Genomic DNA, 16,818 nt, shown 5'->3' on the forward strand with positions numbered 1-16,818 from the left:
ATACGAATTGATATTTATGAGCCAGGAAATCCTTATTGCAACGCATAATCAGCATAAAAAAGAAGAAATTCAGCAGATTTTAGGAAACGATTTCAGCGTCACTTCATTAGCCGATTACGATTTGCACGATGAAATTGTAGAAGATGGAAATACCTTTCACGAAAATGCTTTAATCAAAGCAAAATATTGTTTCGAAAAAACCGGGAAACCAAGCTTGGGAGACGATTCCGGATTGGTGGTTGAAGCTTTGGAAGGAAGACCTGGGATTTACTCCGCTCGTTATGCCGGAAACCATGATTTTGCAAAAAATATGGCGAAAGTGCTGGATGAAATGAAAGATGAGAACAACCGGAAAGCTTATTTCGTTACTGTGATGTGTCTTGTTGATGGCGATGGAACTCATTATTTTGAAGGCCGAGTTTATGGGAATTTAACCCGGGAAATTCGTGGTGAAAAAGGGTTTGGTTATGATCCGATTTTTATTCCCGATCATCATGAAATCACCTTTGCAGAGATGAAACCGGAAGATAAAAACGCAATCAGCCACAGAAAAAAAGCCATTGAACTGTTTCTCGATTTTCTAAAGCAGTAGCATTTTATTCCATTAAAAAAAAGGGTATTTGCAGAATTTACCTGTGATTTTACGCTTAAATTTACATTGAAAAATTGTATTTTTGCAGCTTACTAAATATTAAAGATGTTAGAAAAGATTGATGAATTATTGGTTGAGGTTGGCAATTTCAGCACGACGAATAAAGATGATATTGAGCAATTCCGAATTAAATACAATGGCAAAAAAGGAATCTTAAATGATATTTTTGCCCAATTTAAGAATGTTCCCAACGATCAGAAAAAACAATTCGGGCAAAAAATCAACACGCTGAAACAGGCAGTCGAGGCAAAACTTGATTCCCTGAAAAATGCATCTTCATCTAACCTCATTCTTGAAAAAGAAGATTTAACGAGACCTGGATTTCCCGCTGATCTCGGTACGCGCCATCCGATTAATTTGGTGAAAAATAAAATCATCGAGATTTTTAAATCTATAGGTTTTGCAGTGGCCGACGGTCCGGAAATCGAAGATGATTGGCATAATTTCACTGCGCTAAACCTTCCGGAATATCATCCGGCGAGGGATATGCAAGATACTTTCTTCATCGAAACCAATCCCGATGTTTTGCTGAGAACACACACTTCATCCGTGCAAATTCGACATATGGAAGAAAACCAACCACCAATGCGGATTCTTTCGCCTGGTAGAGTGTTCAGAAATGAAGCTATTTCTTCTCGTTCGCATTGTATTTTCCATCAAATTGAAGGTTTATACATTGATGAAAATGTGAGTTTTGCAGACTTAAAACAAACGATTCAGTTTTTTACCACCGAACTTTTCGGGAAATCGAAAATCCGTATGAGACCTTCCTATTTCCCTTTCACAGAGCCAAGTGCGGAAGTGGATGTGTATTGGGGACTGAATTCCGAAACCGATTACCGAATAACCAAAGGAACTGGCTGGCTGGAAATTATGGGTTGCGGAATGGTGGATCCTGCGGTTTTGAAAAACGTCAATATCGATGCGGATAAATATTCCGGTTACGCTTTTGGGATGGGAATTGAGAGAATCGTGATGTTGCTTTATCAAATGAGCGATATCCGAATGTTTTTTGAAAATGATAAGAGAATGTTGGAGCAGTTTAAATCGCTTTAATTGTTCTTTAAAAAAATTATAAAGACCGTTTCAATAGTATTGAAACGGTCTTTTTTTATAATTTTCTTTTGCGAATATCTTTTTGCAAAAGGATTTTAAGTTTATTTGCTAAAATTCAGTGGATACTTCACATTTTTATACGAATCGATGCTGGCTTTCAAAGAGCCAACTGCGAGTTCAGCTTTTATCGCTAAAGGAACTAGGTTTTTGTCGTTGCTCACCCACATTGTTACGCCTTCTTTATCCTTGAAAACTCGGCCACTCATGACTTGAGGAACAATTTTCAAAGCATTGATAGTTCCGAATTTTGTTTTAATATTTTCACTTCCTACAATTTTAATCTGGAAAGGAAACATTTCATCATCGATCCACACGTTCAGTTTTTTTACACTTCCAATCTTCAGTTCAGTCGGCTCCAAACTTCTTAAATAATAAAACGCCGAAAGCATATCCTGAATTCCTTTAACAGAGTTTACCACGCGGGAAGTATTTTTTTCTTTATCCGTTAAAATTAAAGTGTGGTTGTTATGATTAAAACTGGTTTCGAAGTGTTGGGTATAAGTTCCTTCCTGTACATTCCTCACATAAAAACTTGGTAAACCGGTGTTATAATTGATGTAACTTTCGTAGTAATCTTCCACTTTAAAGAAAGCGCGAACAGCACCGGTAGTTTTCCCATAACCTTTCACATAGAAATGCGGTTGACCTTTGTAGGTGGTTTTTAAGGTGGTTAAAGTTGCGGTTCCGGCATTCAAAAGTCCGTAGTGAATTCTATAATTTAAATATTCGCCAGATTGGATGTTATCGAGCTTTTGAGAGAATCCCAAAGCAAAAATCATCATACTGAAAGCGATTAACAATTTTTTCATAGTCTTTCGTTTTGCAAAAAATTTGCCACAAATATAAAACATTGATTTGGAAGCAATTTAAAATGACATTTGTCACTCTTATGTAATTCGCTGTTCTTTTATTTTTCTTAAATTTGTGGCACAAAAATTTCTTAAAAAAATCATCAATGATTACAACCGATTTATTAATAATAGGAGCTGGGCCAACCGGGCTTTTCGCAGTTTTTGAAGCAGGTCTGCTGAAAATGAAATGCCATCTTATCGATGCTTTGCCACAACCAGGTGGACAGCTGACAGAGCTTTACCCGAAAAAACCTATTTTTGATATTCCAGGTTTTCCATCAGTGAATGCAGGAGAATTGATCGATAATTTAATGGAGCAAATTAAGCAGTTCCAACCGGGCTTTACCTTGGGCGAAACCGCTCAAACTTTAAATAAACTTGAAGATGGAACTTTCGAAGTGGTAACCAACAAAGGTACCGTTCACCACGCAAAAGCTGTAGCAATTGCAGGAGGATTGGGAACTTTTGAACCTAGAAAACCGACCATCGAAAACATCGCTGATTACGAAGAAAAAGGGGTGGAATATTTCATTAAAGAACCTGAACATTTCCGAAATAAAAAAGTGGTGATCGCAGGTGGTGGTGATTCTGCTTTGGATTGGAGCATTTTCTTGGACGATGTTGCAAGTGAAGTAACTTTGGTTCACCGAAGAAACGAATTCCGTGGTGCTTTGGATTCTGTTGAAAAAGTTCAGGCTCTGAAGGATCAAGGAAAAATAAAGTTGGTGACTCCAGCTGAAGTGACTGGAATTAAGGGTGAAGGAAAAGTTACCGCAATTACTTTGGAAAAAGAAGGCGAGACATTCGATGTGGAAACCGATTATTTCATTCCGCTTTTCGGGCTTACTCCAAAATTGGGAGATATTGCAAATTGGGGCTTAGAAATTGAGAAAAATGCCATCGTTGTGAACAATGCATTGGATTATCAAACCAATATTCCAGGAATTTATGCGATTGGCGATATCAATACTTATCCAGGAAAATTGAAACTGATTTTATGTGGTTTCCATGAAGCTACTTTAATGTGCCAAAGCGTTTACAATATGCTGAATCCGGGTAAAAAATATGTTTTAAAATATACAACAGTAAGTGGAGTAGATGGTTTTGATGGAAGCCGAAAAGAAGCGGAAAAAGCTGTTGTGAAAAAGATTGATTAAATACTAGAATCAAAAAAATGCAGGATATTCAATTAAAAATTACCGACCGAAACGGCCAAACTCACGAAGTTATTGCGCCAACCGATATGTCCATGAATTTAATGGAAGTGATGCGTTCCTACGAATTGGCGGAAGAAGGTACCATCGGGGTTTGTGGCGGAATGGCGATGTGCGCTTCTTGTCAGGTCTATGTAATTAATGGTGCCGAAAAATTGGAAGAAATGGGCGCTGAAGAAGATGCAATGCTTGCTGAAGCGTTTCACGTTCAAGATAATTCCAGATTGGGTTGCCAAATCCAAATCACCGAAAAGATCGATGGATTGGAAGTTCAAATCGCGCCTTATCCATAGAAAATAATTACTTTTTTAAATAACAAAATCCCGAAACTCTATGTTACGGGATTTTTATTTTTAATGATGTACTTTTTTATCCGTTAAGTTTTCCTCGAAATCAGCGAGCAGCGTAATAAGATTCTGCTCCGTTGGGATAAATAAAAACGGTTGCATAACGGAAATCTCCGAAAATTGCGCTAGACCTTATTTTTTAGGAATTTCCTTTAGAATTTCTTTCAAAAATGCCCAAAATTTTTGTGTAGATGGAATATTTGCTTTTTCTTCAGGTGAGTGTGCTCCACGAATCGTCGGTCCGAAACTTACCATTTCCATTTCAGGATAGTTAGCACCGATAATTCCGCATTCCAAACCTGCGTGACAAGCGACTACGTGCGGTTTTGAGCCGAAATCTCTTTCGTAAATTTTCTCCATGATTTTTACTATTTCCGAACCTGGTTTTGGTTTCCAACCCGGATACGAACCGCTGAATTCTACCTCAAAACCTGCCAATTCGAAAACGGATTTCAATTGTTCTGCAACAGCAAATTTTGTAGAATCAACCGATGATCTGGAAAGATTTAAAATTTTTAATGTACCATCTTTCAGCTCGACACGAGCGATATTATTGGAAGTTTCTACCAAATCAGCTACATCCGGAGACATTCGGTAAACACCGTTGTGAGCGGATTTTAATGCTAAAATTATTTTTTTGGAATCTTCCTCAGAAATAGCTTTTTCTGTGGTACTGAAATTTTCAATATTTATTTGCAGATCTTTTTCAACATTTGCAAATTCTTCGAGGATTGAAGCTTTCAAAATATTGGCATTATCGATGAATTCTACTTCATTTCTCACCGAAAATACAGCATTTGCTTCGCGTGGAATCGCATTTCGCAAACCGCCACCATCAATGGATATGAGCTGAATGTTTTGGTTGTAAACACCGGTGTACAACAATCTTCCTAGGATTACGTTTGCATTTCCGAAACCTTTATGGATGTCCATTCCGGAATGTCCACCTTGCAAACCTTTGATTTCAATTTTCACGATTTGTCCTTTCGCATCTTCCAAATTGTAGTTTTGGGAAGCTGTTACGTCGATTCCACCAGCACAACCGATATCGATTTCGTCATCTTCTTCGGTGTCTAAATTAAGAAGTATTTCACCAGATAATTGTCCGGGTTTTAAGCCAATTGCACCGGTCATTCCGGTTTCTTCATCAATAGTGAAAAGTGCTTCCAGAGCGGGATGTGGAATATCCGAACTTTCCAAAACCGACATGATTGCGGCAACTCCCAAACCGTTATCAGCGCCCAAAGTTGTTCCTTTTGCTTTTAACCAATCACCATCTACTTCCATTTGGATTCCTTGGGTTTCGAAATCGAAAAGAACATCATTGTTTTTTTGGCAAACCATATCGAGGTGAGATTGCATCACGATTGCTTTTCGGTCTTCCATTCCCGGAGTTGCAGGTTTTTTGATGATAACGTTTCCTACTTCGTCAACGGTAGTTTCCAAACCAAGATTTTCACCAAAATTTTTAATGAATTCAATTACTTTTTCTTCTTTTTTGGAAGGTCTAGGTATTGCGTTTAATGCAGCAAAATTTTTCCAGACTATTTGAGGTTCTATCTGCGTAATTTCCATTATAAATAATATTTTCCTCAAATTTAAGAATAAAAAAATGCCTGAAAAAAAGTCAGGCAATTATTTATTGAATTTAAAAAAAATGGAGGTTTTGGAAAATTTTATTTTTAAATATCACTCATAGGTTTATTTTTGAAATTTATCCTCGTTCTCTTTCCAAAAGAACCATCATTAATAAAGATAAAACCACTAGTGATTCGTCTTCATCGTCGATATCGATTAACCGATCGAGTTGAAATCTTCGTCCAAACAATGACGGCATTTTCTTGAGGCGGAAATATTCTTTTCCTGCGGAATCTTTCACCGTGTACGATGGATTCAGGAAATATCCGGTAAACATCCCAACAATGGGAATTTCTCCAATAAAACCATCCAAAACTTTCACCCAAGCATTGTCTTCGCTGATTTGGAATTTTAATGCGTTATTTTCGTCCAAAACATCGTAGTATGATTTCCACAAAGAACGCATTCCCTTTCTTGCTAATCTTCCGAAATTTTTCCCGTTTTCTAAATCGGTTATCGAGTAGGAAGCATTAAAATCGATCCATTGGTTAGCTTGAATTCGGAAAAGTTCCCGAGAACGGGTTTCGTCATTGAAAATAATGACATCTTCTTTTAATTTAAACATTTTCTGGCGAACGTATGCCACATAATTTCCGTTTTTATCGGTGATATTGAAATCGCTAGAAAGGGTGGTAATTTTAAATTTGAAATCGAGAGGATAATTTAAATTTTGAAGAATCATAAAGCTATTTTCACCAAAGATAATAAAAGGAGTGAAACTTGCACCTTGAGGTTTTAAATTTTATTTTTGTGGAATGGATTATCCGAGCAAAGTATTAGCAAAAGCAGTAGAAGAAATTTCGGGATTGCCCGGAATCGGAAAAAAATCGGCGTTGAGATTGGCATTGCATCTGCTGAAACAGCCGGAAAGTCAAGCAATTGCTTTGGGAGATGCGCTGAATAAACTCGTTACCGAAATAAAGTATTGCAAAGATTGTCATAATTTCTCCGATGTGGAGATTTGTGAAATCTGCGCCAACCCGAAAAGAAATGAAGAAATCCTCTGCATCGTAGAAGATGTGAGAGATGTGATGGCGATTGAAAATACCGGAAAATACAGAGGAAAATATTTGGTTTTGGGCGGCAAAATTTCGCCGATGGAAGGTATTGGTCCGCATCAACTTCACATTTCTTCGATTGAAAAAAAACTGGAAAGTGGGGAAGTTAAAGAGCTGATTTTCGCACTGAGTGCGACGATGGAAGGCGATACGACGGCTTATTACATTTATAAAAAATTCAAAAATTTTGAGGTTAATTTTTCTACCATCGCTCGCGGAATATCGGTGGGAGATGAGCTGGAATATGCGGATGAAATTTCATTGGGCAGATCGATTCAGAACCGGTTGCCTTACAACGAAAAAGATTAATTTCCCACACAAAATTTATATTTTAGATTGATCGTAAATGGTAGTTTTTAATTTTTAAACAAATTTCAATGGTGATTTCTGTGATAATTCCCGTTTATAATGCCGAAGAAAGCATCGAAAAATGTCTTGATTCGATTAAAAATCAAACGTGGAAAGGCGAGTTTGAAATCATTGTCATTAATGATGGTTCCGCAGATCGAAGTGCAGAAATTCTTGAAAATTACCGAAAAAAAAATCCAGAAATGCCAATTCAATTGATTAATCAGGAAAACGGCGGTGTTTCCAAAGCTAGGAATACAGGACTGAAAATCGCAAAAGGAGATTACATTGCTTTGCTCGATTCCGATGACGAATGGCTTCCGGAAAAAACCGAAAAACAGATGAAATATCTTGTAAATCAGAATTTTGGGGTGGATTTTCTTGCTTCTTTATGGAATGATGAAAAAGTGAGTTTTCCGTATGTGATTGGTAGTAGTGGTTTGGTTATCATTAGTTTAAATAAATTATTGTTTAAAATTACCGGGCAAACTTCTACGGCAATTTTCAAAAGGAAAATTCTTGAAAATACCGGTTTTTTTGACGAAAGACAAAGATATTCTGAAGATGCCAATTATTGGATGAGAATCAGCGAAAACAATTCGATGTTTCTACTTCCTGAAAAACTTGTAATCGCAGGAAATGGCAAAAAATCTTTCGGGTTTTCGGGACTTTCTGCAAATTTAAAAGAAATGGAGAAAGGTATCCAGAAAAATATTTCGGAAATGTATCGAAATAAACGGATCAATTTGTTGGGATATATTTTTTATTTTGTATTTTCCAAATTAAAATATATTGTGAGGCCAATAAGAGCAAAACTATGATGGATAAAATACTTTGGGGAATCAGAGCGTTGTGTTATGCGCCTTTTTTTGGCAAATTTGGGATGCCTTCATATCTTGGGAAACCTATTTTCCTGAAAGGAATCCGGAATATTTTTATTGGAAAAAAAGTGAGAATTCTTCCGCACCTAAGAATGGAAACCCAAGACGGAGGAACCATCGAAATAGAAGATGATGTGGTGATTTCTCAGAATGTGCACATTACTTCCGCTGGTCAACTAAAAATAGGGAAGCGTTCGCTGATTTTAGCCAATGTTTTCATCACCAATATCGATCATGATTACACCGAAATTGGAAAACATGTTGTAAAACAAAAAATTACCGTTAAAAAAACAACCATCGGAGAAAATTGTTTTATAGGAATGGGCGCCGCAATTATGCCCGGAACCGTGTTGGGAAAACAATGCGTTGTAGGTGCTAATTCGGTTGTGAAAGGAACTTTTCCTGATTATTGTGTCATCGTAGGTTCGCCTGCGAAAATCGTAAAAAAGTATAACCAGCAAACCCAAATCTGGGAAAGAATAAGTGGGTAAATTGAAAAATATATTAATTACCGGTGGAGCCGGGTTCATCGGAAGTTCACTTGCACTGAAATTAATCAATCGTGGATATTCAGTGACCGTTTTAGACTGTCTTTCCGAACAAATCCATAGCGCAAATCCTGAAAAGAATTCACCGCTTTACCAACGTATTTTAGGTAAAGTAAAATTCATTAAAGGGGATGTTTCGAATAGGATTGACCTCGAAAAATCCATAGAAAACCAAGATGCCATTATACACTTGGCGGCAGAAACTGGAACCGGTCAGTCGATGTATGAAATCGAAAGATATAATAAGGTAAATGTTTCGGGAACAGCGCTTATTCTTGATGTTTTGGTTAATAAAAAAAACCGCGTCAAGAAGTTTGTTTTAGCATCTTCTAGAGCGGTTTATGGCGAAGGTAAATACCAGGATTCATCTGCGAAGATTGTGTATCCTAGCAACCGAAGAACGGATTTTATGGAAAAAGGAATCTTCGAAATGAATGATGAAAAAGGTGAAATCATGAAGCCACTTCCTACTTCTGAAGATTCTAAACTTCATCCAACTTCGTTTTACGGACTCACAAAGCTGCAGCAGGAACAAATGGTAAAACTCGTTTGTCCAACGATAGCAGTCGATTATATGATTCTGCGTTACCAAAATGTGTATGGAGTTGGGCAATCGCTTGTCAATCCCTATACTGGTATTTTGTCGATATTTTCTTCGCAAATTTTAAGTGGAAAAGACATCAATATTTTTGAAGATGGTTTGCCGACCAGAGATTTTATCAATATTGATGATACCGTAGAAGCTACGATAAGAAGTTTGGAAATGGATGCCGCAAATAACCAAATCATCAATGTAGGAACCGGAATTGCAACTACCGTAAAATCTGTGGCGGAAAATCTTGTAGAAAAATATCAGAAAGATGTGGTTGTTTCGGTTACTGGAAATTTCAGGATTGGCGACATCCGACATAACTTTGCGGATATTTCATTAATGAAAAACCTCTTGAATTATCAACCTAAAGTAAGTTTTTCGCAAGGAATGCAAGATTTCACCGAATGGGTTTTAAAACAGCCGGTTTTGGAAAATGATTTTGAAGCTTCATTGCAAGAAATGAAACAAAAAGGTTTCCTGAAAACATGAATCTGAAAGGAAAAAAAATATTGTTTATTTCTGCCCATTTTTTCGGTTATGAAAAAGCGATTATCGAACGATTGAAAAAATGGGGAGCTGAAGTAGATTTTTATAACGAAAGACCATCGGATTCTCTTTTGTCTAAAGGAATTATCCGCGTAAATAGCGGTTGGTATCAGCGAAGAATAAACCGCTATTATCGCAAAATTTTGGTGGAAATTTCAAAAAAAAAATATGATTTTTTCTTATTAATAAAAGGTGAAAGCATTCCGTTTTTCTTTCTTGAAGCTTTTCGAGAAAAGAATCCGTTGGCTGAGAAAATTTTCTATTCCTACGACGCAGTTGACGAATATCCAAAATTTCAAAAACTCTATCCGTTTTTCGATAAAAATTTCACTTTTGAACCACGTGATGCTAAACGTTTCGGTCTGCATTTTCGGCCTTTGTTTTTTATTGATGATTACAAAAATATCCGAGAAATAAAAGAACAAAAGTATGATATAACCTTTATCGGAACTGCGCATACCGACCGTTACGCAATCGGTGAAAAGGTTCGGGAAATTGCGGAGCGACATCATTTGAAAACGTTTTTTTATTACTATGCTCCCGGAAGAACTGCATTTTTGTTGAAGTGGTTATTCGATCGGCATTTGCAACATTTTGACATCAAAAAACTTAGTTTTACCAAACTGAAACACGCAGAAATTGCTGAAATTTATAGCCAATCTTTTTCCGTTTTGGATATTAATAAACCTTTTCAAAATGGTTTAACAATTCGAACATTTGAAGCATTGGCATCCGGAAAAAAAATTCTCACAACAAATTCAGATATTAAGAATTATCCTTTTTTTTCGGAGGAAAATGTGATGATTCTGGATCGGAGAAATTTGAAAATCAATAAAGACTTTTTTGAAACCCAATTTTCTGAAATCGATGATGAAATATTATCCAAAATGTCTTTGGATAGCTGGATTGAGTGTTTGTTTCTGCATCATCAGGATCATTATTGGGGAATTAAAGAGCGAAACTTTGAATAAAATCAAAAAAAAAACGGATTAGAATTACTAAGCCGTTTTGTTTGTTGTGTAAAGCGTAATGCTAATTTCCTGCTGGAGCCGGAGTATTTACCGGTGCAGTTGCAGGGCTGTTTGTAGCAGGCGCTGTTTGTGGAGCTGGAGCTTCTGTTTTTACCGGAGCAGTTGGAACCGTGTTGCTAGGTTTCCCAGTAAGAATAACACTTAGTAAAATAAGAATTATAATTGCGCTTCCTAAAGTCCAAGTCGCTTTTTCCATGAAATCATTGGTACGTTGTACTCCAAACTGAGCAGATGAGGTTCCACCGAAAGTTCCGGATAAACCTCCACCTTTTGGGTTTTGTGCCATGATGATGATGATTAGTAAGATACTCGCAATCATGATCAGAATCATGAATAATGTAAATATTGTGCTCATTTTTTGTTCGAAGTTTAAGAAGTGCAAATATAATTAATATTTTCAAATATAAAACATTAAAGTAGGTCTATTTTCGTTAGCAGCAAATGTCATCCAGTAACTATTATTTATGAAAAGAAATTTTATAATTATTTCTTATCGGACATAGGATATTAGTGGTCATCAGCCTATTTTTTTTATAAATTAGCAATTATGAAAAATTTTCTTCAGCACCAAGTGAGTTTTGAATCTTTAACTACACTTTTTGGTCAAGCACCGATCGCATTAGCAATGTTGATGGGAGAAAATCAGGTGGTAGAAATTGCCAACCAGCAGATCCTGGATTTATGGGGTAAAAGCGAGTCCGTTATTGGGTTGCCACTACTGGAAGCACCTCCCGAAATTAAGGATCAAGAGTTTCCCAAGATTTTGCAGGAAGTTTATCGATCAGGAAAGCCCTATAAAGGAAACAATATGCTGGCTAAATTAGAGAAAAATGGTATTTTGACTGATTGCTATTTCGATTTTCTGTACTCACCAATTTTTAATGATGAAAAAATTATTGGAGTCAGTGTGGTTGCTACAGAAGTTACTGATAAGGTTCTTTCTGAGAAGAAATTATGGGAAAGTGAACTCCGTTTCAAGGAACTAGTAGAATCTTCGGATTATTCCACGGCCATTTATAAAGGAGAAGATTTAATTATCGAATTTGCCAATGATCAAATGATTAGAACTTGGGGAAAAGACAAAACGGTAATTGGTAAGACCTTACAGAATGCTTTGCCGGAACTTCAGGGGCAACCATTTATTGATATTCTAAAAAACGTTTACAGAACAGGAATACCCTATTTCTCACAGGAAGATCGTGTAGATTTATTCGTGGATGGGGTTCTACAAACTTTCTATTACAATTTTTCCTACAAACCAATGCGTGATGTCGATGGAAAGGTATATGCAATCATTAATGTAGCCGTAAATGTAACAGAATTGATCAATGCTAGGAAAATAGCAGAATCCGCCGAAGATGAATACCGAAATTTTGCCAACGCAATGCCACATATGGTTTGGAGTGCAGGTCCTACCGGGAAATTAGATTATGGAAATGCTAATCTGTTGAGATTGCTTAATTTAACGATTGATGAAATCGACAAATTTGATTTTACTAAAATCGTTCACCCGGATGATTTGCCTAGCGTTGCGAAAATTTGGCGAGATATTTCGGAGGATCCAAAACAATTCGAGTTGGAGTACAGAATGTTCGACCGCGAAAAGAATGAATATATATGGTATCTTACCACGGGAACTCCATTTTTCAAAGATGGTGAATTTTGCAAATGGATTGGAACCAGTACCGATATTACTGAATTTAAAAATCTAGTGAAACAGAAAGATACATTTCTGGGAATCGCTAGTCATGAACTAAAAACACCCTTGACTTCCCTAAAATTGTATGCCCAAGTTTTGGAACGAATGCTCAGAAAAACCGGCGATGAAAAAAATGCTGATTTCGCTAAAAAAATGGATTTGCAAGTTGTGAAACTCACTTCGTTAATCGGAGATTTATTGGATGTAACGAAAATTAATTCAGGAAAAATTCATCTTAATCAAAGCAGCTTTGATTTTGAAAAAGTGGTTTTGGAAACTGCGGAAGAATTGCAAATGTCCACAATACACAAAATAGAAATTTACACAGAAAAAGGAGGTACAGTTTTTGCTGATAGAGAAAGGATAGGGCAAGTGATTACCAATTTGATAGCAAATGCCATAAAATATTCACCCCATGCCGATCGAATAATTGTAGAAACTCAACATCAAGAAAATAAAGTAATTTTTACAGTAAAAGACTTTGGAATTGGAATGCCGGAAGACAAAAAAGACCGTGTTTTCGAGCAATACTATCGGGTAAGTGGCGATGAGGAAAGCACATTTCCGGGATTAGGATTGGGATTGTATATCGCCGCACAAATCGTGGAACGCTCTGGCGGGAAAATTTGGGTCAATAGTGTTCTAGGTAAAGGTTCAACGTTTTCATTCTCGCTGCCCCTATCACAAAGTTAAATATTCAAAAAAAATGAACTCAAAAAAGATTGTAATTGTAGATGATGATGTAGCCATTTTGGATTCCTTGGGAATTATGCTCGATTTTGAAGGCTTTGAAGTCAATGCTTTCGAGCGAGGATCCGAGATTTTCACTTATGTAGAATCTGTCTCTAAACCAGACATTATTCTTCTCGATATGTGGCTTTCCGGCGAAGATGGCAGAGATATTTGCAAAAAATTAAAAGAAAATGAAACCACGAAAAATATTCCGGTGGTGATTATGTCTGCAAGTAGAGGACTGGAACAAACCGCGCTTCAGTCCGGAGCCAATGCATTCATCGCAAAGCCTTTTGAAATTGATGAAGTAATGGATCAACTCAATAAACTTACGACTTGATTTTTTTAAATTAATTAAGTCAAGCTCAAATCGGGTTATATAATCTCATCGATTGTCAAATAAAAATTGTATCTTTGCACTATAATTTATAAAAGGCTGCTGCCTTTGCTTACTCTATTACCGTTTAGAATTCTACATTTTTCTTACTCAGTTATCGTTTTTTCGCAGTTGCTTTTATACATTATCACCCGCAGATTTTTCGGTAAGCAGGTGCCAATGATACAACCGAATAGCAACTAAAACAAACTTAAATACGATAATAATATATGGCAGATTCTTTCTCAAAAAAAGAAAACTTCAAGAAAAAGCTTCAAAAACAAAAGGAGAAAAACCTTAAGCGTGAAGAACGCAAAACCAATAACAATAAGGGAAAAGGTTTAGAGGAAATGTTTCTTTATGTCGATGAAAACGGGCAACTTACAGAAACCCGTCCCCATGATCAAAACCGCGAAGGAATTAATCTCGATGATATTCAACTCGGTGCAGCTCCGATTCCTGTGGAAGACAAAATCCAATCCGGAATCATCACTTTCCTTAGCGATAAAGGTTACGGCTTCATCACTGAAGACAGCACGAAAGACAATATTTTCTTTCACGAAAACAACTGTGCACACCCTGTGAAAAAAGGAAACAAAGTTTCTTTCGATAAAGAACGTTCCCCGAAAGGTTTTTCCGCGGTGAATATTCAACTCATCAAATAATTATTGTGAAAACAATAATCAAAATAATTCTCATTGAAAGCTCCATATTTGGAGCTTTTTTGGGATTTTGATTAAAATAATTTAACAGTTCGGACGCAGATCTTCACTTTGACTTCCGTATATATTTCACTAAATTTGTGACCCAAAATTTTTGTTCTAATGGATTATTTGAAAGGTTTAAATGAAGCACAATATCAAGCCGTAACCACCCTGGAAGGTCCGCTAATGGTACTCGCAGGCGCAGGTTCCGGCAAAACCCGTGTACTCACCATGCGGATCGCCCATTTAATCACCAATCTCGTTGATCCATTTAATATTCTTGCGCTTACCTTTACCAACAAAGCAGCTAAAGAAATGAAAGAGCGTATTGGAAAAGTGGTCGGACAAAGTGAAGCGAAATCTCTTTGGATGGGAACTTTTCACTCGGTTTTTGCAAGGATTCTTAGAAGTGAAGCGCACTTATTGGGTTTTCCGTCAAATTTTACGATTTACGATTCTCAAGATTCGCTAAACGTCATCAGAAAAGTGTTGAAAGATAACAATATCGATGCGGATTTATACAAACCGAAAAAAGTTCAAGCCAGAATTTCCAATTACAAAAACAATCTCATCACGGTGAAAGCCTATTTCGGAAATCCCGAACTCATCGAAAATGATGAACGTGCGAACATGAAACATATGGGATTGATTTATCAAAAATATGTGGAAGCTTGTTTTAAAAACGGCGCGATGGATTTTGATGATTTGCTCTTAAGAACAAACGAGTTACTCACCAGATTTCCGGAGGTTTTGGCGAAATATCAGGATCGTTTCCGGTACATTTTGGTCGATGAGTATCAGGATACCAACCATTCGCAGTATTTGATTGTAAAAGCTTTGGCTTCAAAATTTGAAAATATTTGTGTGGTGGGCGATGATGCACAATCCATTTACTCATTCCGAGGTGCGAATATTTATAATATTTTAAACTTTAAAAAAGATTATCCGGACGCGGTTACGGTTTCGCTGGAACAAAATTACCGATCCACGCAAAATATTGTAAATGCTGCTAATGTGGTGATTTCTAAAAACGTTCAGCAGTTTAAGAAAAATGTATTCAGTGAGAACGAAGAAGGAGATAAAATTAAAGTTTATCGTGCTCTTTCTGATGCGGACGAAGCAAGTTTTGTGGCTTCGAATATTTGGGAAAAACACAATTCCGAGCAAAGAAAATTTACCGATTTTGCGATATTGTACCGTACCAATTCTCAAACTCGTGCTTTCGAAGATGCGTTGAGAAGAAAAAATATTCCTTATAAAGTATACGGTGGACTTTCCTTTTATCAAAGAAAAGAAGTAAAGGATTTAATTGCCTATCTACGAATTTTGATTAATGAAAATGATGGTGAAGCGCTGTCGCGAATCATTAATTATCCTGCTCGAGGAATCGGGGAAACTACTCAGAATAAATTAGTGGTTTTTGCGGATTCGCAGAATGTTTCTGTGTCTTCAGTTTTGGATAATTTAGGAATTTATGCCCCACAATTGGGATTAAACAACGGAATTTTAACTAAACTTTCAGATTTCTGGTCGATGATTAAAGCTTTTCAAGTAATGCTGAAAACCGAAAATGCTTATAATGTAGCGATGGAAGTTGCTAAACGAAGTGGTTTGATTAAATTTTTGAAAGACGATCAAACACCCGAAGGAATTTCACGAGTGGAAAATATTCAGGAATTGATGAATTCGATGCAGGGTTTCATCGAAGAGCAACAACAAATTGAAGATGGTGATCCATCATTATCCAATTTTCTAGAAAACATCGCGCTGTCAGCGGATACACAAACCGATAAAGACGAACAAGGAGATCAGGTTTCGCTGATGACGATTCACCTTTCGAAAGGTTTGGAATTTCCAGTGGTGCACCTTGTTGGTTTGGAAGAAAATCTTTTCCCTAGTTTCATGAGTTCATCGACTAGGGAAGAGCTTGAAGAGGAGCGAAGATTGTTTTATGTGGCTTTAACCAGAGCCGAAAAACAGGCATATTTCACTTATGCAGTTTCCAGGTTTCAGTGGGGAAAAATTACCGATGCGGAACCGTCGCGGTTTTTGAGTGAAATGGATGCTCAACATTTGGAATTTATAAATCCTGTTGCAGAAACTCGTTTTATCAATCGTTCCGGCTTAAAGTCCAGTATTTTTGATGATGAACCTGCCGAACCAAGATTTTTCAAAAAGAAAGAAGAAAAGAAAAGTATTCAAAGAAGTGAACCCTTGCCAGTTTCACAAAAATTAAAACCGGTTGCCACTGCTAGAATTACCAATCCTAGCGGAGCTTCTTCAGAAAATATCGAAGTTGGTGATCAAGTTCGGCATGACCGTTTTGGAGTGGGAGAAGTGCTTTTCCTTGATGGAACCGACCCTGATAATATAAAAGCGAAAGTAAAATTCCAGCATGAAGGCGAGAAAAATCTGATTCTTAAGTTTGCAAAATTGACAAAGATCTAATCTTGTAGGAAAAAGGAATTAGTTAATCTTCTGTAAA

General features: G+C 36.8%; 18 protein-coding genes. 13 read left to right on the plus strand and 5 right to left on the minus strand.

Annotated features, from left to right (window positions below; genetic code table 11):
- The first annotated feature begins 16 nt into the window (after positions 1-16).
- Together rdgB and pheS are read left to right on the plus strand one after the other, a co-directional pair.
- On the plus strand, positions 17-592 hold the full coding sequence (gene rdgB / locus AP75_RS10590; protein WP_088264619.1) for an RdgB/HAM1 family non-canonical purine NTP pyrophosphatase: 576 nt from the start codon (positions 17-19) through the stop codon (positions 590-592).
- A gap of 105 nt (positions 593-697) precedes the next feature.
- The gene (gene pheS / locus AP75_RS10595) at positions 698-1,708 is read left to right on the plus strand and encodes a phenylalanine--tRNA ligase subunit alpha (protein WP_088264621.1); all 1,011 of its coding nucleotides are present in this window, start codon (positions 698-700) and stop codon (positions 1,706-1,708) included.
- A 101-nt stretch (positions 1,709-1,809) separates the two neighbouring features.
- Here pheS and AP75_RS10600 read toward each other — a convergent pair whose 3' ends face one another.
- The gene (locus AP75_RS10600) at positions 1,810-2,577 is read right to left on the minus strand and encodes a DUF3108 domain-containing protein (protein ID WP_031501510.1); all 768 of its coding nucleotides are present in this window, start codon (positions 2,575-2,577) and stop codon (positions 1,810-1,812) included.
- A gap of 146 nt (positions 2,578-2,723) precedes the next feature.
- On the opposite strand from AP75_RS10600, the gene AP75_RS10605 reads away from it, so the two are divergent.
- Positions 2,724-3,776 (plus strand): NAD(P)/FAD-dependent oxidoreductase, encoded by a 1,053-nt coding sequence (locus AP75_RS10605; protein ID WP_088264623.1) that lies wholly within the window; start codon positions 2,724-2,726, stop codon positions 3,774-3,776.
- A 17-nt stretch (positions 3,777-3,793) separates the two neighbouring features.
- Complete coding sequence (locus AP75_RS10610) at positions 3,794-4,126, plus strand: 2Fe-2S iron-sulfur cluster-binding protein (protein ID WP_031501511.1); 333 nt, start codon at positions 3,794-3,796, stop codon at positions 4,124-4,126.
- A gap of 100 nt (positions 4,127-4,226) precedes the next feature.
- Here the strand turns inward: AP75_RS10610 and AP75_RS14105 are convergent, their stop codons facing one another.
- The 3 genes from AP75_RS14105 to AP75_RS10620 all read right to left on the minus strand — a co-directional run bounded on the left by AP75_RS14105 (position 4,227) and on the right by AP75_RS10620 (position 6,500).
- Complete coding sequence (locus tag AP75_RS14105) at positions 4,227-4,316, minus strand: DUF4256 domain-containing protein (protein WP_394335374.1); 90 nt, start codon at positions 4,314-4,316, stop codon at positions 4,227-4,229.
- On the minus strand, positions 4,313-5,755 hold the full coding sequence (locus AP75_RS10615; protein ID WP_088264625.1) for an aminoacyl-histidine dipeptidase: 1,443 nt from the start codon (positions 5,753-5,755) through the stop codon (positions 4,313-4,315). Before AP75_RS10615 ends, AP75_RS14105 begins: the two co-directional genes overlap by 4 nt.
- 139 nt (positions 5,756-5,894) lie before the next feature.
- Positions 5,895-6,500: an LURP-one-related/scramblase family protein gene (locus AP75_RS10620; protein WP_088264627.1), complete on the minus strand. Its 606-nt coding sequence runs from the start codon at positions 6,498-6,500 to the stop codon at positions 5,895-5,897.
- A gap of 73 nt (positions 6,501-6,573) precedes the next feature.
- On the opposite strand from AP75_RS10620, the gene recR reads away from it, so the two are divergent.
- The 5 genes from recR to AP75_RS10645 all read left to right on the plus strand — a co-directional run bounded on the left by recR (position 6,574) and on the right by AP75_RS10645 (position 10,762).
- A complete protein-coding gene (gene recR, locus AP75_RS10625; RefSeq protein WP_031501512.1) occupies positions 6,574-7,185 on the plus strand; it encodes a recombination mediator RecR in 612 nt (203 codons plus the stop codon).
- Between the two features lie 80 nt (positions 7,186-7,265).
- Complete coding sequence (locus AP75_RS10630; RefSeq protein ID WP_221404536.1) at positions 7,266-8,045, plus strand: glycosyltransferase family 2 protein; 780 nt, start codon at positions 7,266-7,268, stop codon at positions 8,043-8,045.
- The gene (locus AP75_RS10635; protein WP_031501516.1) at positions 8,042-8,596 is read left to right on the plus strand and encodes an acyltransferase; all 555 of its coding nucleotides are present in this window, start codon (positions 8,042-8,044) and stop codon (positions 8,594-8,596) included. Before AP75_RS10630 ends, AP75_RS10635 begins: the two co-directional genes overlap by 4 nt.
- A 1-nt stretch (position 8,597) precedes the next feature.
- Complete coding sequence (locus tag AP75_RS10640; RefSeq protein ID WP_088264629.1) at positions 8,598-9,734, plus strand: NAD-dependent epimerase/dehydratase family protein; 1,137 nt, start codon at positions 8,598-8,600, stop codon at positions 9,732-9,734.
- The gene (locus AP75_RS10645; protein WP_031501313.1) at positions 9,731-10,762 is read left to right on the plus strand and encodes a CgeB family protein; all 1,032 of its coding nucleotides are present in this window, start codon (positions 9,731-9,733) and stop codon (positions 10,760-10,762) included. Before AP75_RS10640 ends, AP75_RS10645 begins: the two co-directional genes overlap by 4 nt.
- Positions 10,763-10,823: 61 nt before the next feature.
- On the opposite strand, the gene secG is transcribed toward AP75_RS10645, so the two are convergent.
- Positions 10,824-11,177, minus strand: a complete 354-nt coding sequence (gene secG, locus AP75_RS10650; RefSeq protein WP_031501312.1) for a preprotein translocase subunit SecG — start codon at positions 11,175-11,177, stop codon at positions 10,824-10,826.
- Positions 11,178-11,369: 192 nt separating this feature from the next.
- Between secG and AP75_RS10655 the strand changes: the two genes are divergently transcribed.
- From AP75_RS10655 to AP75_RS10670, 4 genes are all read left to right on the plus strand, one after another.
- Positions 11,370-13,214: a PAS domain-containing sensor histidine kinase gene (locus tag AP75_RS10655; RefSeq protein ID WP_088264631.1), complete on the plus strand. Its 1,845-nt coding sequence runs from the start codon at positions 11,370-11,372 to the stop codon at positions 13,212-13,214.
- A 13-nt stretch (positions 13,215-13,227) separates the two neighbouring features.
- Positions 13,228-13,593, plus strand: a complete 366-nt coding sequence (locus tag AP75_RS10660) for a response regulator transcription factor (RefSeq protein ID WP_031504745.1) — start codon at positions 13,228-13,230, stop codon at positions 13,591-13,593.
- Between the two features lie 266 nt (positions 13,594-13,859).
- The gene (locus AP75_RS10665; protein ID WP_031504747.1) at positions 13,860-14,294 is read left to right on the plus strand and encodes a cold-shock protein; all 435 of its coding nucleotides are present in this window, start codon (positions 13,860-13,862) and stop codon (positions 14,292-14,294) included.
- 159 nt (positions 14,295-14,453) lie between these two features.
- Positions 14,454-16,781, plus strand: coding sequence for an ATP-dependent helicase (locus AP75_RS10670; RefSeq protein WP_088264633.1), 2,328 nt, complete (start codon positions 14,454-14,456; stop codon positions 16,779-16,781).
- Positions 16,782-16,818: the final 37 nt, after the last annotated feature.

Origin of the sequence: Kaistella haifensis DSM 19056 (assembly GCF_000735695.2) — a bacterium.
Taxonomy (GTDB): domain Bacteria; phylum Bacteroidota; class Bacteroidia; order Flavobacteriales; family Weeksellaceae; genus Kaistella; species Kaistella haifensis.